This is a genomic window from Lentzea sp. HUAS12 (assembly GCF_024125735.1).
Taxonomy (GTDB): domain Bacteria; phylum Actinomycetota; class Actinomycetes; order Mycobacteriales; family Pseudonocardiaceae; genus Lentzea; species Lentzea albida.
Map to the genome: position 1 here is coordinate 4,803,028 of NZ_CP099738.1, position 18,485 is coordinate 4,821,512.

The window sequence follows — 18,485 nt, forward strand, 5'->3', positions numbered from 1 at the left end:
ACATTGTGTTGCGTCATTCGGAACGTGTGCCGTGTTACGCAACGGAGGCCGACGATGATCCGCGCCTGCGCTCTCGTGGACCTGCCCCCAGGGGAGGCGGTTCGCATCGTCGGTCCTCACGCGCCGATAGCGGTCTTCAACGCCGACGGCGCCCTCTACGCCATCGACGACACCTGCACCCACCAGGACGCCTCGCTCAGCGAGGGCTGGCTGGAGGGCTGCTTCGTCGAATGCCCGCTGCACGCCGCGAGCTTCGACCTTCGCACCGGCGAGCCGACCTGTCTGCCCGCCAAACGATCGGTGAGGACCTATCCGGTTTTCGTTGAAGATGGAGAGGTCTATGTCGAAGTCGAAGTGAACGAGGACGTGGCGTGAGGACGATCGCGATCATCGGCGCATCACTGGCCGGTCTGAGGTCGGCGCAGGCTCTGCGCCAGCAGGGGTTCGACGGACGGCTCGTCGTGGTCGGCGACGAGGTTCATCTCCCCTATGACAGGCCTCCTCTCTCGAAGGACTTCCTGCTCGGCAAGGTCGAGGCGGTGCCGCTCGCCGACCAGGAGGACCTCGACGCGCTCGACGCCGAGTGGCGTCTCGGGGTGCGGGCCACGGGTCTGCTCTCCACCGGCGAGGTCTCGCTCGGCGACGACTCGACGATCGAGGCCGACGGCATCGTCATCGCGACGGGTGGCCTGCCGCGCACGATCCCCGGCACGCACGTCCTGCGCACGCTGGACGACGCGGTCAAGTTGCGCGAGGCGTTCGGCTCCGCGCAGCACGTCGGTGTCATCGGCGCCGGGTTCATCGGCGCCGAGATCGCCTCCAGTGCGCGCGCTCTCGGCAAGGACGTCACCGTCGTCGAGGCGCTCCGCACGCCTCTCACGCGTGTTCTCGGCGCCGAGATGGGTGCTGCATGTGGACATCTGCACGGCGACCACGGATCAACGTTGATTACCGGAATCAACGTTGATTCAGTCAACGTTGACGGCGGAATCAACCTCGCGGACGGTCGTCAAGTCAACGCTGACGTCGTCGTCGCGGGCATCGGCACGCGTCCGGCGACGGACTGGCTCGCCGGCGGACCGGTCCGCCTCGACAACGGCGTGCTGTGCGACGCGGGCGGCGTCACGAACGTGAAGAACATCGTCGCGGTCGGCGACGTCGCGAACTGCGCGGGACACCGCGCCGAGCACTGGACGAGCGCGACCGAACAGGCACAGGTCGCCACCCGCAACCTGCTCGCGGGCGAGACGGTCGCCACCCACACCAACGGCGGTTACGTCTGGTCGGACCAGTACGGCGTGCGAATCCAGTTCATCGGGCGAGCGACGCGTGACGTTCGCGTCGAAGATGGGTCCATCGAGGACAGGAAGTTCGTGGCGACCTATCGAGACGACGAGAACCCGGAGGACGTCGTCGGCATCATCGCCATGAGCAACGCACGACTTTTCACCAGGCTCCGCAGGAACCTGAAGTAGGAGACGGTCGTCACGGTTTACCGCCACCGGCGACCGGCTACACCCCGATGTCCTTCGTGGACAGACGAACAGGGAGGCCCAGTGTCGCCGGTGCGGCAGATCATCAACCCCTATGACCAGAGTGTTCTCACCGAGGTCGAGGACCAAACCCGCGACCAGGCGATCGCCGCGATCGAGAAGGCCAGGAACGCCTTCGACCACGGTGACTGGCCGCACGCCGGTCCCGAGCACCGCGCCGCCGTGCTGCACCGCGTCGCGGACCTGCTGGAGCGCGACAAGGAGGACATCGCCCGCACCGAGACGCTCGACACCGGCAAGACGCTGGTCGAGAGCCGCATCGACGTGGACGACGTCGCCGCCGTGTTCCGCTACTACGGCAACCTCGCCGGGCTGCTGCACCCCAAGGTCGTCCCAGGGGTGCCGGAAGACGTCATCAGCCGCATCGACTACGAACCCGTCGGCGTCTGCGGCCTGATCGCCCCCTGGAACTACCCGCTGCTGCAGATCTCCTGGAAGATCGCGCCGGCCCTGCTCGCGGGCAACACGCTGGTCGCGAAGCCCAGTGAGATCACGCCGCTCACGACGATCAAGCTGTTCGAGCTGTTGCAGGAGGCCGGGGTCCCGGACGGGGTCGCGAACCTCGTCCTCGGCACCGGCGCCGAGGTCGGCGCGCCGCTGTCCGAGCACCCCGACGTCGACCTGGTCTCGTTCACCGGCAGCCTCGCGACCGGTCAGCGGATCATGGCGTCGGCCGCGAAGACCGTGAAGAAGGTCGCCCTGGAACTCGGCGGCAAGAACCCGAACATCGTCTTCGCGGACGCCGACCTCGACGTCGCCGTCGACTACGCGCTCACCGCCGCGTTCTTCCACGCGGGCCAGGTCTGCTCGTCCGGCACGCGGCTCATCGTGCACAGCAGCGTCTACGACGACTTCGTGGGCGAGGTCGCCCGGCGGGCCGATCTCATCAAGCTGGGCAACGGTTTCGACGCCGACACCGAGTCCGGGCCGCTGGTGAGCGCGGAGCACCGTGCGAAGGTCGAGAGCTACGTCGAGATCGCGAAGCAGGAGGGCGCGACCCTCAAGGCCGGTGGCAGGCGGCCCGACGAACCCGAGCTGCAGAACGGTTTCTTCTTCCGCCCCACCGTCTACGCGGACTGCACCAGGGACATGAAGCTGGTGCGGGACGAGACGTTCGGCCCGATCATCACCGCCGAGCGCTTCGAGACCGAGGACGAGGCGATCAGGCTCGGCAACGACACCGAGTACGGCCTCGCGGGCGGTGTCTGGAGCCAGGACCTCGAGAAGGCGCAGCGGGTGGCGAAGAAGCTCCGCCACGGCACCGTCTGGGTCAACGAGTTCGGCCCGTACCTGCCGCAGGCCGAGTGGGGCGGGTTCAAGCGCTCCGGGGTCGGCCGCGAGCTCGGCACCGCCGGTCTGCTGGAGTACACCGAGCCCAAGCACGTGTACCAGAACCTCAAGCCGCAAGCCCAGAACTGGTTCGCGCGAAAGGACTCCCAGTGACCGCTTACGACTACGTCATCGTCGGCGGCGGCACCGCGGGCTGCGTCCTCGCCGCGCGGCTGACCGAGGACCCCTCGACCACGGTCGCGGTCATCGAGGGCGGGCCGTCCGACGTCGGCGACGAGAAGATCCTGAACCTGCGCAACTGGATCAACCTGCTCGAGACCGAGTACGACTACGACTACCCGACGGTCGAGCAGCCGCGCGGCAACTCGCACATCCGGCACAGCCGCGCGAAGGTGCTCGGCGGATGTTCCAGCCACAACACGCTGATCTGCTTCCAGCCGCTGCCGCAGGACCTCGACGACTGGGGTCACGGCTGGACGTGGGAGGCGGTCGGGCCGTACTTCGACAAGGTCCAGCTCAACATCATCCCGGTGGTGGAGAAGGACAGGAACCCGATCGCCAAGGACTTCGTCGCCGCCGCGCGCAAGGCCGTCGACGTCCCCGAGGTCGAGAACTTCAACGCCGCCCCGTTCGAGGACGGCGTCGGCTTCTTCTCCATCGCCTACCACCCGGAGAAGAACAACCAGCGTTCCAGCGCCAGCACCGCCTACGTGCACCCGATCCTCGAACGCAGGAACCTGACCCTCCTGCTCAACACGTGGGCCGGGAAGATCGAGTTCGACGGTGACCGAGCGATCGGCGTGCACACCGACAAGGGTTACGTCGAGGCCAACAAGGAGGTCCTGCTCTGCGCCGGCGCGATCGACACGCCCCGGCTGCTGATGCTCTCGGGCGTCGGCGACGCGGAGCACCTCGACAGCATCGGCATCGTGCCGAAGCACGACCTGCCCGGTGTCGGCGAGAACCTGCTCGACCACCCGGAGTCGGTGATCGTCTGGGAGACCACGAAGCCGTTGCCGGAGAACTCGGTGATGGACTCCGACGCCGGTCTCTTCATCCGGCGGGACTCCTCCGACCCGAGGCCGGACCTGATGTTCCACTTCTACCAGATCCCCTTCACCACCAACACCGAACGCCTCGGCTACCCGGCGGTGGAGCACGGGGTCTGCATGACGCCGAACATCCCGCGCCCGCACAGCAAGGGCAGGCTGTGGCTGAAGTCCAGTGACCCGGCCGAGAAGCCCGCGCTCGACTTCGGGTACTTCACGAACCCGGACGGTTACGACGAGCAGACCCTCGTCGACGGCTTCCGGATCGCTCGCAAGATCGCTGAGGAGGAGCCGCTGAAGTCGTGGCTCAAGCGGGAGATCGCGCCCGGCCCGGACGTCACGAGCGACGAGGCCCTGTCGGAGTACGGCCGGCGTGCTGCCCACACCGTCTACCACCCGGCGGGGACGTGCGCCATCGGGTCCGTTGTGGACGGTGACCTGAAGGTCATCGGGCTCGAGGGCCTCCGGGTCGTCGACGCGTCCGTGTTCCCCACCATGCCCACCGTGAACCCGATGGTCACGGTGCTCATGATCGGAGAACGCGCCGCCGACCTGATCAAGGGGGCGTGATGACGGCGACAGCGGAGGATCGCCTCAAGGACCTCGGGTACACGTCGGAGTTCAAGCGGGACATGAGTCCCTGGGCGAACTTCTCGCTCGGCTTCACGTACCTCTCCCCCGTCGTCAGCACCTACACGCTGTTCGGCGTCGCCCTCGCTCTGGGCGGCCCGCCGATGATCTGGAGCTTCGTCGTCGCGGGCGTCGGCCAGTTCCTGGTCGCGCTCGTGTTCGGCGAACTCGTGGCGCAGTACCCGGTCGCGGGCGGCGTGTACCCCTGGGCGCGCCGCCTGTGGGGCACGCGGTGGGCGTGGATGACCGGCTGGGTCTACATGATCGCGTTGCTGGTCACCATCGCGTCCGTCAGTTACGGCGCGGGCCCTTATCTGGCCACGCTTCTCGGCTACACGGCCAACGTCGGCAACACGGTGCTGTGCGCGGTCGCGATCATCGTGGTCTCGACGCTGATCAACTACGCGGGCACGAAGGTCCTGTCCTGGGCCGCCATCTTCGGGTTCGCCGCCGAGATCGTCGGAGCGCTGGTGGTCGGCATCTGGCTGCTGGTCGACAACCGCGTGCACGGGCTGGGCGTGCTGTTCGACAGCTTCGGCGCGGAGGGCTCGGGCAGCTACCTGCCGGCGTTCTTCGCGGCGGGCATCATCGGCCTCTACCAGTACTACGGCTTCGAGGCGTGCGGCGACACCGCGGAAGAGGTCAAGGACCCCGGCCGCGTCATCCCGAAGGCCATGCGCCGCACCATCTACATCGGCGGCGCGGCGGCCACGTTCGCGTGCCTGTCGCTGCTGCTCGCGGTGCCGGACTTCGGCAAGGTCATCTCCGGCGAGGACGCCGACCCGGTCACGAACATCCTCACCAACGCGTTCGGCCCGGTCGGCTACAAGATCGTGATCGGTGTCGTGCTGATCTCGTTCCTGTCCTGCACGATGTCGTTGCAGGCGGCGGCCTCCCGGCTGACGTACTCCTACGCCCGCGACAAGATGCTGTTCGGGCACAGGGCACTCGCGAAGTTCAACAGGAAACGCCACATCCCGCCCTACGCGCTCGCGCTCGCCGGCGTGATCCCGGCGGTCATCGTGGTCGCGTCGATGCTGTCCACGAACGCGCTGGACAAGATCGTGTCGTTCGCGACGCTCGGCATCTACCTGGGCTTCCAGATGGTGGTGTTCGCGGCGCTGCGGGCGAGGCTCAAGGGCTGGACGCCGTCGGGCGAGTTCACGCTCGGCCGGTGGGGTCTCGTCGTCAACGTGCTGGCGCTCGCGTACGGCGTGGCGGCGATGGTGAACATGGTGTGGCCGCGCACCCCGGACGCGCCCTGGTACGACAACTACATCGTCATCCTGAGCGGTGTCCTGGTCGTGGGCATCGGCCTGGTGTACATGGTGGTCGCCAAACCGTTCGGCAACTCCGACGCGGCGGCCGGGGACGCGGTGCCCGCCGGGGGATCACGGCCCCTGCAACCGCAGTAGGCGCAGGGCGAGCTGCACCTCCAGCACGCGGTCGGGCGACTGCCAGTCGCCGAGCAGCGACGTGACCCGGTCGAGTCGTTGCGTGACCGTGTTGACGTGGAGGTGCAGCTCCGCCTTGGCACGGCTGAGGTTCGCGCCGCAGCGGAAGTAGACCTCCAGCGTGTGCACCAGTTCCGTGCCGCGCTCGGCGTCGTAGTCGAGCACCGGCCCGAGCACCGACCGCACGTACCCGGACACGTTCGCCCGGTCTCCCAGCAGCACGCCGACGAACCCGAGGTCGGCCATCGTCGCGGCGTCCTTCTCCCGGCCCAGCTGCCGCAACGCCTTCAGGCACCGCCGCGCCTCCTCGTAGGCCTCGGCGATCGCCGCCGGTCCCTCCACCGGCCCGCACGCGCCGACCGTGGCGTCCAGCGCCTTGGCCACCTCCCGCGCGACCTGGGTGGATGCCGAGGGCAACGCCAGCACGACGTCGCGGCCGCGCGACCCGGCCAGTCCCCTGTGGACGGACGCGTAGTGCGTCGCCCCGGAGAGGTTCCCGTCCGCCACCAGCACCACGTGCGGGTCCGACAGCTCCACGCCCACCCGGCGCCCGCGGGCCAGCAGCTCGGCCGCGTCCCGCCCGTCCAGGATGTCGGTGATCAGCTCGCCGCGGACCTTGTTCTCCGCCTCGGCCACGGTCCGGCGCAGCAGCAACAGCAACGCCGTCACCGCCGCCGACCGCTCGAACACGCGCCGGTCCGCGTCGGTCAGGCCGGGACGCCCGGACAACGCGATCCCGCCCAGCAGCTCCGACCCGGCCAGCACCGCGCACACCCACACGTCACCGAGCAGCACGGCACGCCCGTTGGCCCGCACGGCCAGCGAGGGCACGGTCTCCAGCACCTCGACCGGACCACCGAGCAGTTCTCCCACCGCGGCGGCGACCTCGGCCGAGGAACCTCCGCGCAGCACCAGGTCCGTGAGCCGGTCGTGCGCCTCCTCGGCCCGTTTCATGGCCTCGTTGTGCGACTGGATCGTCGCGAACAACGACGCCGTGTCGATCGCGATGGCCGCGTGGTCGGCCAGCGACTGCAGCAGCGCGACCTCCTCGGGCGGGAACTCCCGCGAGGTCCGGTCGGCCGCGTACAGCACGCCGATGACCTTCGAGTCGAGCTTCAGCGGCACGCCCAGGATCGCCGCCAGGCCCTCGTCGCGCACCGCCGAGTCGATCGGCCGCGTGTGGTTGAAGCGGGCGTCCGCGAAGTAGTCGGGGGTCGCGTACGGCCGGGCGGTCTGCGCGACCAGTCCGCCGAGCCCCTCCCCGAGTCCCAGCCGGACCTTCTGGAACAACGGCGAGAACGACCCGTCCGTCACCCTCATGTAGGTGCCGGCCGGGTCGTTCATCGACAGGTACGAGACGTCCGTCCCGAGCAGCGTCCGCGCTCTGCGCACGATCGAGCGGAGGACCGCGTCCAGCTCGCGCATGCCCGCGAGCTCGGACGCTGTCTCGAACAACGCCGCCAGTTCGGCCTCACGCCGTCGTGTCACACCCCAACCCTGTCACGATCCTCCAGATCCGCACCACGGGTCTCCTTGGCGAGCAGGATCGCGATGACCGTGATCACGCAGGTGATCACGACGTAGATCGAGATGGGGAACGACGTCCCGTAGGCCTTCAGCAGGGCCGTCGCGATCAACGGGGCCAGCGCGCCCGCCGCGATCGACGCCAGCTGGTAGCCGACCGACGCCCCGGAGTACCGCACCCGCGTGCCGAACAGCTCCGAGAAGAACGCCGCCTGCGGCCCGTACATCGCGCCGTGCAGGACGAGGCCGACCGTTGCCGCGACGGTGATCAGCACCGGGTCCTTCGTGTCCAGCATCGGGAAGAACACGAAGATCCACACGCCGATGCCGACCGCGCCGATCAGGTAGATCGCCCGCCTCCCGAACCTGTCCGAGAGGTGACCCCAGACCGGGATCGTGATCAGGTGCACGGCCGAGGCGATCAGCACGGCGTTGAGCCCCACCGACTTCGACAGCCCGAGCCCGGTCGTCAGGTACACCAGGATGAACGCGGTGATCACGTAGTACGACACGTTCTCGGCGAACCGCGCGCCCATCGCGATCAGCACCTCGCGCCAGTTGTGCTTCAGCAGCTCGAGGACGGGTGCCTTCTCCTGCACGGGCTCCTTCGCGCGCTTCTCCTGCGCGGCCAGGAAGACCGGCGACTCGGACACCGTCAGGCGGATCCAGAGACCGATCACCACGAGCACACCGGAGAGCAGGAACGGGATGCGCCAGCCCCACGCGAGGAAGTCGGCCTCCGACTGCACCGCGGCGAGCACCGCCAGCACGGCCGTCGCGAGCAGGTTCCCGCACGGCACACCGGCCTGCGGCCACGAAGCCCAGTACCCGCGCCGTTTCGCGTCACCGTGCTCGGAGACGATCAGCACCGCGCCGCCCCACTCGCCGCCGAGCGCGAAGCCCTGCACCAGGCGCAGGAACGTCAGCAGGATCGGCGCCGCGATGCCCACCGACGCGTACGTCGGCAGCACGCCCATGAGCATCGTCGCGCCACCCATCAGCAGCAACGACAGCACCAGCAACTTCTTGCGGCCCAACCGGTCGCCGTAGTGGCCGAAGACCACACCGCCGAGCGGCCGGGCGAGGAAGCCGATCGCGTACGTCGTGAAGGCGAGCAACGTGCCCGTCAGCGGGTCCGCCGTCGGGAAGAACAGCTTGTTGAACACCAGGGCGGCTGCCGAGCCGTAGAGGAAGAAGTCGTACCACTCGACAGTTGTTCCGATGAGCGAAGCGCCTACCACTTTTTTGATCATCGACAACTCCTCATTGAGCTGACCAGCCGCCATCGACGGCCAACGACGTACCGGTGACAAAACTGTTGTCGCACAACCACAGCACCGCGGAGGCCACCTCGGAAGGCTCCATCATCCGTTTGACTGCGCTGCGCTGGAGGAAGATGCGCTCCGGGACCTCCGCCTCGGGGATCCCGTGCACCTTCGCCTGGTCCGCGATCTGCTTCTCCACCAACGGGGTGCGCACGTAACCGGGTGCCACGCAGTTGGACGTGACGCCGTGCGGCGCGCCTTCCAGCGCGGCGACCTTGGAGAACCCCTCCAGGCCGTGCTTCGCGGCGGTGTAGGCGGACTTGAACGCGGACGCGCGGATGCCGTGCACACTGGTGATGTGCACCAGCCGGCCCCAGCCGCGCTCGTACATGTGCGGCAGGACGTGCCGGGTGAGGCGGAACGCGGCCCCCACCATCAGGTCGAGCATCAGCGAGAAGCGCTCGACCGGGAACTCGTGGATGGGCGCGACGTGCTGCACGCCGGCGTTGTTGACGAGGACGTCGATTTCGGTGGGGAGCGAGTCGACCGGACCGGTCAGGTCGAGGACGTGACCGACGCCACCGAGCTCCTCGGCGAGCGAGTGGACCTTGGGGTCGAGATCGACCAGATGGACCTCGGCGCCCTCATCGGCCAGCGCGCGAGCGCAGGCCAGGCCTATGCCGCTCGCGGCTCCGGTGACCAGCGCGGTGTGACCCGTGACACTCGACATGCCCCAGAACGGTAGGCGTCCCGGAGCGGACGTGACATGTGGCTCACCCACATAACGCCTTGTCACCAGGTGGCTTTAGCCACCATTTAGCAAGAAAAGGGCATATGTGCCAGAAGACTGGGTATAGAGGCGTAAGCTCCCGTCACCTGAACGGGGGAAGATCTTTACGAGGGGGAAACACCCATGTCCGCCACACCCATTTACGACGACCTCCTGCGCGAGCTCGAAGGCATCACGCAGGAGGCCGGTCTGACCGACTCGGAGCCCACTCCCGAGCCCGTCAAGTCGTGAGCGCTACTTCGGAGGGGCGATCAGCTCGGCGGGCACCGGCTGGTCCTTGCTGATCAGGTCGAACAGCGTGGACGCCTTCTCCTTGTCCCATTGCACGACCGAGCCCGCACCGGGCACCGTCGGCGTGGATCCGACCGGCACCGTTCCGCTCGTCGCGTCACTCATGTTCAGCGCGACGCTCGCCAGGTGCCACACGTGGTCGTCCTCGTTGACCGACACCGCTCCGGACGCCGCGTTCATCAGCGGGATGACGCGGAACGGGTTCGCGAGCGTCGCCGGGCTCTTCACCTTCTCGAAGAGCGCCGACAGGAACTTGCGCTGGTTCTGCACGCGCTGCAGGTCGGCCGTCGCGAACGCGCGGGTCCGCACGAACCCGAGTGCCTGCGGCCCGTCGAGCTCCTGGCAGCCCGCGGCCAGGTCGATGCCGGCCAGCGGGTCCTTGATCGGCTCGTCCAGGCAGATGTCGACACCGCCGACCGCGTCGACCATGTCGGAGAACCCGCCGAAGCCGATCTCCATGTAGTGGTCGATCCGCACGCCGGTCGCACCCTCGACGGTCTGCACGAGCATCTGCGGACCACCGAACGCGTACGCCGCGTTGACCTTGTTGCGCCCGTTCTCCGGGATGGAGACGTAGGAGTCGCGCGGGATCGACAGCAGCACCGGCTTGGCCGCGCTGTTGTCCGGCAGGTGCAGCATCATGATGGTGTCGGTCCGCCTCCCGGCGGCGTCACCGGTGGCGAGCGCGTCCTTCTGCTCCTGCGTCAGGCCTTCCCGCGCGTCCGATCCGACGAGCAGCCAGGTGGTGCCCGGCGTCTCGGCGGGACGGCCCTCGTAGTCCGGCAGCGCGTTGATCCGCGTGAGAGTCGAGTCGACGTAGAACCCGAACCCGACGGCACCCAGAACCAGGACGAGCAGCAGCACCAGGATGACGCGTCCCGGACGCCTCTTCTTCCTCATCGGCCGCTGCGGCGGCATGGGACGCCGCGGCTGCTGGTAGCCGTGGTGATACCCAGCGCTCATGTGTCGCCAACCCCGATCGCTTCAGTTTCGCTTTGCAACTAGGGACGCCGTTCGTCCCCCTAGGTTGCGAGGAAACCTACCGGGGTGGCAGCACCAATGCCTCGAAAAGCCTGGTGACCTCGGCGGACGGGTCGTCGGTCCAGCCCGTGTGGGCCGGGGACGTCTGCACGATCGTGCTGCGGGGCGCGGTCAGCCAGCGGAACCGCTGCCCGATCGTCGTCCGGCTGACCGGGCCTGCCGCGGCCGCGCCGTCGCACGAGTTCACGAGGTGCTCGAGGCTGCTTTCGAGCACCTCGACGTCGAGGTGCGGGTCCAGCACCCGCAGCCGGTCACCGTCCACATGGGTCTTGGCGCACAGGAAGTCCAGCGGCGCGCAGTAGACGAGGACGCCGACGTTCATGAACTCGCCGCGCTCCTGCCGCGGCACGGCCCGCAGCAGCGCGTACTCAAACACGTGCGGCACGCGCGGCCTCCAGCGAGTCGACCCAGCCGCGGTTCTGCAAGCGGTAGGTGAAGAAGTCCTTGTAGCGCTGACGAAGTTCCGCCGGATCGCCTTCCAGCCACTCGTCGGGGACGAGCGCGAGCACCTCGTCGAGCACCTCCGGCGTGACCAGTGCCGCCATCTCCGCGTCCACTTCGGACACCGAGGCCGCGTTGGGCAGCATCGCGTGGTCCGAGGCGTCGTAGCGGTAGTCCTTGGTGGCCGGTCGCTCCTCGCTCCACGAGTAGTGGAAGTACAGCGAGGCACCGTGGTCGATGAGCCACGGTTCGCGGTGCCACAGCAGCATGTTCGGGTTGCGCCAGCTGCGGTCCACGTTCAGGACCAGCGCGTCGAACCACAGCAGCCTCGTGGCGAGCCCGGTGCCGGGGTCGCGCACGACCGGGTTGAAGTCGAACGAGCCGGGCAGGTAGTCGAGCCCGAGGTTGAGGCCGCCGCTGGCCCGCAGCAGCTCCTGGACCTCCTGGTCGGGTTCGGCGCGCGCCAGCTCGGGGTCGAGGTGCACCAGGACGATCTCCGGTATGCGGAAGCCCAGCCTGCGCGCGAGCTCGCCGACGACGACCTCGGCGACCAGCACCTTCACGCCCTGCCCGGCACCGCGGAACTTCACCACGTACATGCCCAGGTCGTCGGCCTCGACCAGTCCCGGCATCGACCCGCCCTCGCGGAACGGGGTGACGTACCGGGTGGCCGTGACCTCCCGCAAAGAACTCCCTGCCACATTCACCGGCGCATGATCACACGAACGCACGCTGGAAGCCGAGCAGGATTCCGCCCCAGCCGCCCTCCCCGCTGACGCCCTCGCGGAGCCGGTCCGGCTTGACGAAGTGCCGTTCGAAACCGCGATGCACCAGCTCAACGCGGGTGCCGGGCCCCTCGGGGGTGAAGGTGATCTCGACTTCGGAGGCCCTCGCCGGGTCCGGGTCGTAATCCCAGTCACCGTCGAGGTGCCAGGCCAGCAGCAGCCGCGACGGCGGCTCCCACGCCGTGACCGAACCCCAGTCGCACTCGGTGCCGTCCACGCCGACCTCGTACCAGCGGCCGCCCGCGCGCGGTTCGACGACGACGTCGCGCAGGTCCGCCTCGCCGATGTGGTGCGCCGGCGGCCACCACGTCACGAACTTCTCGGTGAACACCTTGAACGCGTGGTCCGCCGAGGCGTTGACCAGCACGGACCGCCGTACCTCCGTCATGACTCCTCCACCGCCGCAGCGAAGTTCGCGAGCGCCTGACCCCAGACGTCGTCGAGGTAGTCGCGCAGCGCGGCCACCCCCACGTGGTCGACCGAGTACCGCCGCCGGGTCCCCTCGGCCTCGACGCGGACCAGCCGCGCCTGTTTCAGCACCTTGAGGTGCTGGGACACGGCCGGTCGCGACACGGGCAGTTCGGCGGCGATCTCCCCCACCGCCCGCGGCCCGGCCACGAGCAGCGTGAAGATCTCGCGGCGGGTCGGGTCGCCGAGCGCCGCGAACGCCGTTTGGTAAGTCTCCACGAACGGTAAGTCTGAACTTACCTACCGGCGGAAGTCAACGCCTGGAAGTACGCGGCCTGCCCCGTCCTGTTCGGGTGGTAGGAGTCCTCGGCGGGGTGGACCAGGGCGTTGATCCACGGCTTGGGCGAGCACACACCGTGGTGCGCAAACGCTTCCCTGACGTCCACGTACCGCGCGCCGGCGCGTCCGGCCGCCTGCGCGATCTCACCGGAGAGCTGGTCGGCGGCGTCGTTGAGCGCCGCGCGCTTGGCGACCGACAGCGTGCGGCAGCCGTCGTCCGGCGTGAACAGCCGCGGGTAACCGAGCACGACGAGCGTGGCGTTCGGCGCCGCCGCCCTGATCGTGGAGTAGGTGGTGTCGAGCCGGCCGGGCAGTTGCGAGTGGAGGAAGTCGACCGCCGTGGCGACCCGTTTCGAGCAGGCCGCGTCACCCTTGAGCGTGCACGTGGTCAGGACGTCGGTGAACCCGAGGTCGTTGCCGCCGATGGTGATCGTGACGAGCGTGGTGCCCGGCGTGAGCGCCCGCATCTGCGGCTTGAGCGACTGGGTGGTCGCGCCGCTGCACGCCATGAACTCGAACGACGGGAACTCCGCACCCCGCAACGCCGGGTAGGCGTTCGAACTGCGACGGCACGAGCCCTCCACATAGGAACCGGCGCCCGCACCGGACGCGTAGGAGTCGCCGAGTGCGACGTACTCCGGTGCGGTCGGTGCGGGCGCCAGCAGTGCGACAGCGAGAACTCCAGCCATGAAACCCATGAACCCGGACTACCACTGTGGACGGTCGACTTGTAGTGCGTTAACCCAGACGTGTGGGCAGCACGCAGACCGGGATGGCGGTCTGCAGCGGCGTGCCGGACGGGGTCAGCTTCCCGGTCGCCTTGTCCACCTTGAACGACGTGACGTTGTTCGAGTTCTGGTTGGCGGCGAACAACAACGACCCGGACGGGTCGAACGTGATGTGCCGCGGGTACTTGCCGCCCACCGGGGTGGTGCCGACGAGCGTGAGCCCGGCGCCGCCGACGGCGAAGTGCGCGACGCTGTCGTGCCCGCGGTTCGACAGGTAGACGTGCTTGCCATCGCCCGAGACCAGCACCTCGGCCGGGTAGTTCTTCACCCCACCGGCCGGCGCGGTCGGCAGCACCTGGCCCGGCGTCAGCTTCCCGTCGGCGTAGGCGCAGGTCACGATGGTCGAGTCCAGCTCGTTCGCGACGTACGCGGTCCTGCCGTCCGGGTGGAACGCGATGTGCCGCGGTCCGGCGCCCGGCTTGACCTCGGCCTGCGAGACCTGCGTCAGCCGCCCGCCGGTGAACGAGTAGAAGAACACCGAGTCGGCGCCGAGGTCGACCGCGGCCGCGTACCGGCCGGCCTGGTCGAACACGACGTGGTGCGCGTGCGGGCCCTCCTGGCGGTCCGGGTCCGGGCCCGACCCCTTGTGCTGCACCTTCTGCGTGCGCGCACCGAGGCTGCCGTCCGCGTTGACCCCGAAGACGCTGAGCGAGCCGGACGAGTAGTCGGCCGTGATCAGGAACTTCCCGGACGGGTCGAGCGTCAGGTGGCACGGGTCGGCGCCACCGGTCGACTGCTTGTTGATCACCTTCAGCGTGGCGGCGTTGATCGCGGTGACCTCGCCGGTGGTGTTCTCGTTGACGGCGTAGAGGAACCTGCCGTCCTTCGACTCGATCACGAACGACGGGTTGACCACGCCCGTGATCACGCCGGTCGTCTTCAGCTGCCCGGTGACGGTGTCGTAGGTGCCGGTGCCGATGCCCTTGGCGCCCCCGCTCCACGTCGTGTAGGCGCCGAAGAACACTCTCCGCGTGGCGGCAGCCGCCTCAGCGGTCCCTCCGGTCATCAGCAGTCCCGCTCCTACGCCCATGGCTCCGAGAAAACGTCGCCGGTCCACACCCACGTCCGCACCTCCGGGATACTCTCTTCGGCGGCGGCGCACTCCACACTGGCCCAGACCACTGCGGGCAGGCAATAGGCGCAATCAAGATTGCAGCTAGCGCAACGGGTCGTTGTTGACCAACCGGGCCTTCTCGGCCTCGAGGTCGTAGGCGGGCGGCGGGAACTTCGGATCCATCTCGCGCAGGGTCTCGAGCAGCAACCGGCTGACCGCCCAGTTCCGGTACCACTTGCGGTCCGACGGGACGGCGTACCAGGGCGTGTCCCGGCAGTTCTTCAGCGCCTGCGTGTAGGCGTCCTGGTACTTCGACCACTTGGACCGGACGTCGATGTCGGCCGGGTTGTACTTCCAGTTCTTCTTCGGGTCGTCCAGGCGCGCGAGCAGCCGTTCCTTCTGGACCTCCGGCGAGATGTGCAGGAAGCACTTCACGAGCGTGATGCCCGAGTCCGCGAGCTCCTGCTCGAACGCGTTGATCTCCTTGTAACGCCCCCGCACCTCCGCCGCCGTGATGAGGCGCTCTACTTTGGGCACGAGGACGTCCTCGTAGTGCGAGCGGTCGAACGCGCCGATGTGGCCCTTGTCGGGCAGGGCCCTGCGGATGCGCCAGAGGTAGTGGTGCCGCAGTTCCGCGGCCGTCGGCTTCTTGAACGACGCGATGCGCACGCCCTGCGGGTTCACCAGGCCCATGACGTGCCGGACCACGCCGCCCTTGCCGGAGGTGTCCATGCCCTGCAGCACCAGCAGCACCGCGCGGCCGTCCTCCGCGTACAGCGCCTCCTGGAGGTCTTCCAGCTCGGCCCCGGTGGCGACCAGGTCCTCGGCCGCCTCCTTCTTGTTCCTGGGGCCGATCGGCCGACCGGCCGGGTCGAGGGTGGAGAGATCGACCTCGTCGAGCCGCAGGGCGTCGCGCACCGACTTCTTCGCCATCATCAGACCGTAGCGATTCACCGCGCCGTCCGCCTGCTGAGCAAGACATCACCACGGATTGGTGAATCTACGCAACGAACTGAGGCCGTGCGCAATGCTTGGCGGCTGAAATCGCTTGTTCCGGCCCCTAGCCTTGGAGGATGACCGCCATCGCTGAGCACAACACCACCACCAGCGCGGACTACGTCGCACTCGACGAGGAGTGGAGCACGCACAACTACCACCCGCTGCCGGTGGTCATCTCGCACGGCGAGGGGTCCTGGGTCACCGACGTCGAGGGCCGCCGCTACCTGGACTTCCTGTCCGGTTACTCGTCGCTCAACTTCGGGCACCGACACCCCGCCCTGGTGGCCGCCGCCGTCGAGCAGCTCGGCCGCGTGACGCTGACCAGCCGCGCGTTCCACCACGACCAGTTCGGCCTGTTCTGCCGGGAGCTCGCCCACCTCACCGGCACCGAGATGGTCCTCGCGATGAACTCCGGCGCCGAGGCCGTCGAGTCCGCGATCAAGGTCGCCCGCAAGTGGGCGTACCAGGTCAAGGGCGTGCCGGAGGGCACCGCCGAGATCATCGTCGCCGGTTCGAACTTCCACGGGCGCACGACGACGATCGTGTCGTTCTCGACCGACGAGACGGCGCGCAACGACTTCGGCCCGTTCACGCCCGGCTTCAAGGTCGTGAAGTACGGCGCCCTGGACGAGATCGAGTCCGCGATCTCGCCCCGCACGGCCGCCGTGCTGCTGGAGCCGATCCAGGGCGAGGCCGGCGTCGTCGTGCCGCCCGCCGGGTACCTGGCCGGGATCCGCCGCCTGTGCGACGAGCACGGCGTGCTGATGATCGCCGACGAGATCCAGTCCGGGCTCGGCCGCACCGGCGAGCTGTTCGCGCTGGACCACGAGGGCGTGCGCGCGGACCTCTACACGCTGGGCAAGGCCCTGGGCGGCGGCATCCTGCCGGTGTCCGCCGTGGTCGGGTCGCGCGCGGTGCTGGGCGTGCTGAAGCCGGGCGAGCACGGGTCGACGTTCGGCGGCAACCCGCTCGCCTGCGCCGTCGGCCGCGCGGTCGTGCGGCTGCTGGCCACGGGCGAGTTCCAGGAACGCTCGCGCACGATGGGCGCGTACCTGCACGCCGAGCTGGGCAAGCTGGTCGGGCACGGCGTGGCCGAGGTGCGCGGGCGCGGACTGTGGGCCGGTGTCGAGATCGCGCCGGGCGGCCCCGTCGGCCGCACCGCGTCGGAGGCGCTGGCCACACGCGGGGTGCTGTGCAAGGAGACGCACGCGTCGACGTTGCGCGTCGCGCCGCCGTTGGTGATCACGCAGGACGAGATCGACCTGGGCGTGCGGGCGATCGCTGAGGTCGTTCGTCCTGTTTAGGGGGAATTTGGTCCTCACCTAGGTCACAAATGCGGCGGACGGGCCACGTTGCCCGTCCGCCGCAGGCATCATGACTCGTATGGGTGAACGGGTGCGTGCGCAGGCCGCTGCCGCTCTGGGCAGATGGGTTGAGCCGGAAGAGGTCTACGCCGAGGGACGCGCACTGCGGTCCTCAGTGGACTTCAAGGCGCACCGCGCGATGTCGCTGGCCCCGTCCCGCCCGTCCGTGCTGGAGTTCCTGCGCGCCAGCAACGAGGGCCGGCTGGAGCACCTGATCCCGTTGCGGGTCGGGCGGATGCTCGAGAACCCGTTCGCGTTCTTCCGCGGGTCGGCAGGACTGCAGGCGGGCGACCTCGCCGCCGGGTGCGCGACCGGCCTTCACGCTCAGTTGTGCGGCGATGCACACGCAGCGAACTTCGGCCTCTACGGCACGCCCGAGGGCCAGATCGTCATGGACATCAACGACTTCGACGAGACGCTGCCCGGCCCGTGGGAGTGGGACCTCAAGCGGCTCGTCGCCTCGCTGGTGCTGGCGGGCCGCGTCGGCGGCGTGTCGGACAAGGGGTGCCGCGACGCCGCCGAGGACGCGGTGAGCGCCTACCGGGCGGTGATCAAGCGCCTCGCGGAGATGCCGTTCATGGACTCGTGGACCGCGCTGGGCGACCAGTCCACGCTGTCGAAGGTGAAGGCCGACGACCTGATCAACGACTTCTCCAAGGCCGCCGAGAAGTCGCGCAAGAACACCAGCGCGAGGTTCGCCGCGAAGTGGACCGCGCACGACGGCGAGAAGTGGCGGTTCATCACGAACCCGCCGACCTTCACCGAGGCCACTCCCCCGACCAAGGCGGCCGTGATCGCCGCGCTGCCGTCCTACGTGGACACCCTGCGCGAGTCGCGGACCAACCTGATCATGCGCTACGGCGTGTCGGACGTGGCGTTCCGCGTCGTCGGCACCGGCAGCGTCGGCCTGCGCAACTACCTGATCCTGTTGCACGGCAACGGCTCCGAGGCACTGGTCCTGCAGGCCAAGGAAGCGCGTCCGTCGGCGCTGCAGCCGTTCCTCGACGTCGAACCGGCCAAGCACGAGGGCAAGCGGATCGTGCACGGCGCCCGCCTCGTCCAGGCGGAGACCGACATCCTGCTGGGCTGGACGACGATCGAGGGCCGGCACTTCATCGTGCGGCAGTTCCGCAACCGCAAGGGCGAGATCGACGCGACCACCCTGAAGCGCGACGACCTCGATGACTACGGCCGCTTCGCGGGCGCGCTGCTGGCCCGCGCGCACACCAGGTCGCTCGACCCGCGGCTGCTGGCCGGGTACTTCCAGAACGGCGGCGGCAACGACCTCGACGAGGCCTTCGCGAAGTACGCGTTCGACTACGCCGACCAGACCGAGGCGGACCACGAGGAGCTGACGAGGCTCGTCAAGAACGGGAAGCTGCCGGCGCTCGTCGAGGACCGCTGACGCGGGACGACATGG

The 18,485-nt window shown here is 68.8% G+C and carries 18 protein-coding genes; 7 read left to right on the forward strand and 11 right to left on the reverse strand.

Annotated features, from left to right (window positions below; all coding sequences use genetic code 11):
* Window positions 1–54 precede the first annotated feature (54 nt).
* The 5 genes from ND450_RS21175 to ND450_RS21195 all read left to right on the forward strand — a co-directional run bounded on the left by ND450_RS21175 (window position 55) and on the right by ND450_RS21195 (window position 5,937).
* The gene (locus ND450_RS21175) at window positions 55–375 is read left to right on the forward strand and encodes a bifunctional 3-phenylpropionate/cinnamic acid dioxygenase ferredoxin subunit (protein ID WP_253327799.1); all 321 of its coding nucleotides are present in this window, start codon (window positions 55–57) and stop codon (window positions 373–375) included.
* Window positions 372–1,475 (forward strand): NAD(P)/FAD-dependent oxidoreductase, encoded by a 1,104-nt coding sequence (locus ND450_RS21180; protein ID WP_253327800.1) that lies wholly within the window; start codon window positions 372–374, stop codon window positions 1,473–1,475. The genes ND450_RS21175 and ND450_RS21180 overlap by 4 nt, the downstream gene beginning before the upstream one ends.
* Before the next feature lie 81 nt (window positions 1,476–1,556).
* Complete coding sequence (locus ND450_RS21185; RefSeq protein WP_253327801.1) at window positions 1,557–2,996, forward strand: aldehyde dehydrogenase family protein; 1,440 nt, start codon at window positions 1,557–1,559, stop codon at window positions 2,994–2,996.
* Complete coding sequence (locus tag ND450_RS21190; RefSeq protein ID WP_253327802.1) at window positions 2,993–4,462, forward strand: GMC family oxidoreductase; 1,470 nt, start codon at window positions 2,993–2,995, stop codon at window positions 4,460–4,462. Before ND450_RS21185 ends, ND450_RS21190 begins: the two co-directional genes overlap by 4 nt.
* Window positions 4,462–5,937, forward strand: a complete 1,476-nt coding sequence (locus ND450_RS21195; protein WP_253327803.1) for an APC family permease — start codon at window positions 4,462–4,464, stop codon at window positions 5,935–5,937. Before ND450_RS21190 ends, ND450_RS21195 begins: the two co-directional genes overlap by 1 nt.
* Here the strand turns inward: ND450_RS21195 and ND450_RS21200 are convergent.
* The 11 genes from ND450_RS21200 to ND450_RS21250 all read right to left on the reverse strand — a co-directional run bounded on the left by ND450_RS21200 (window position 5,914) and on the right by ND450_RS21250 (window position 15,635).
* Complete coding sequence (locus ND450_RS21200) at window positions 5,914–7,464, reverse strand: GAF domain-containing protein (protein ID WP_253327804.1); 1,551 nt, start codon at window positions 7,462–7,464, stop codon at window positions 5,914–5,916. The genes ND450_RS21195 and ND450_RS21200 overlap by 24 nt on opposite strands.
* Window positions 7,461–8,753: an MFS transporter gene (locus ND450_RS21205; protein ID WP_253327805.1), complete on the reverse strand. Its 1,293-nt coding sequence runs from the start codon at window positions 8,751–8,753 to the stop codon at window positions 7,461–7,463. The genes ND450_RS21200 and ND450_RS21205 overlap by 4 nt, the downstream gene beginning before the upstream one ends.
* 10 nt (window positions 8,754–8,763) lie before the next feature.
* Window positions 8,764–9,495 carry an SDR family oxidoreductase gene (locus tag ND450_RS21210; RefSeq protein WP_253327806.1) on the reverse strand — a complete coding sequence of 244 codons (732 nt, stop codon included), beginning with the start codon at window positions 9,493–9,495 and terminating at the stop codon, window positions 8,764–8,766.
* Window positions 9,496–9,789: 294 nt separating this feature from the next.
* Window positions 9,790–10,809 (reverse strand): LCP family protein, encoded by a 1,020-nt coding sequence (locus ND450_RS21215; protein WP_253327807.1) that lies wholly within the window; start codon window positions 10,807–10,809, stop codon window positions 9,790–9,792.
* A gap of 76 nt (window positions 10,810–10,885) precedes the next feature.
* Window positions 10,886–11,272, reverse strand: coding sequence for a DUF3037 domain-containing protein (locus ND450_RS21220; RefSeq protein WP_089923025.1), 387 nt, complete (start codon window positions 11,270–11,272; stop codon window positions 10,886–10,888).
* The gene (locus ND450_RS21225; RefSeq protein WP_253327808.1) at window positions 11,256–12,014 is read right to left on the reverse strand and encodes a HipA family kinase; all 759 of its coding nucleotides are present in this window, start codon (window positions 12,012–12,014) and stop codon (window positions 11,256–11,258) included. The genes ND450_RS21220 and ND450_RS21225 overlap by 17 nt, the downstream gene beginning before the upstream one ends.
* 31 nt (window positions 12,015–12,045) lie before the next feature.
* Window positions 12,046–12,501, reverse strand: coding sequence for an SRPBCC family protein (locus tag ND450_RS21230; protein WP_253327809.1), 456 nt, complete (start codon window positions 12,499–12,501; stop codon window positions 12,046–12,048).
* Window positions 12,498–12,800 carry a helix-turn-helix transcriptional regulator gene (locus ND450_RS21235; protein ID WP_253327810.1) on the reverse strand — a complete coding sequence of 101 codons (303 nt, stop codon included), beginning with the start codon at window positions 12,798–12,800 and terminating at the stop codon, window positions 12,498–12,500. Before ND450_RS21235 ends, ND450_RS21230 begins: the two co-directional genes overlap by 4 nt.
* A gap of 17 nt (window positions 12,801–12,817) precedes the next feature.
* A complete protein-coding gene (locus tag ND450_RS21240; protein ID WP_253327811.1) occupies window positions 12,818–13,549 on the reverse strand; it encodes an SGNH/GDSL hydrolase family protein in 732 nt (243 codons plus the stop codon).
* A gap of 49 nt (window positions 13,550–13,598) precedes the next feature.
* Complete coding sequence (locus ND450_RS21245; RefSeq protein ID WP_253327812.1) at window positions 13,599–14,654, reverse strand: lactonase family protein; 1,056 nt, start codon at window positions 14,652–14,654, stop codon at window positions 13,599–13,601.
* A 150-nt stretch (window positions 14,655–14,804) separates the two neighbouring features.
* Window positions 14,805–15,635 carry a PPK2 family polyphosphate kinase gene (locus tag ND450_RS21250; protein ID WP_253327813.1) on the reverse strand — a complete coding sequence of 277 codons (831 nt, stop codon included), beginning with the start codon at window positions 15,633–15,635 and terminating at the stop codon, window positions 14,805–14,807.
* Between the two features lie 140 nt (window positions 15,636–15,775).
* Here ND450_RS21250 and rocD point away from each other — a divergent pair, with 140 nt between their 5' ends.
* Both rocD and ND450_RS21260 read left to right on the forward strand, forming a co-directional pair.
* Window positions 15,776–17,005, forward strand: a complete 1,230-nt coding sequence (gene rocD / locus ND450_RS21255; protein WP_253327814.1) for an ornithine--oxo-acid transaminase — start codon at window positions 15,776–15,778, stop codon at window positions 17,003–17,005.
* 79 nt (window positions 17,006–17,084) lie between these two features.
* Window positions 17,085–18,470, forward strand: a complete 1,386-nt coding sequence (locus tag ND450_RS21260; protein ID WP_253327815.1) for a DUF2252 domain-containing protein — start codon at window positions 17,085–17,087, stop codon at window positions 18,468–18,470.
* Window positions 18,471–18,485: the final 15 nt, after the last annotated feature.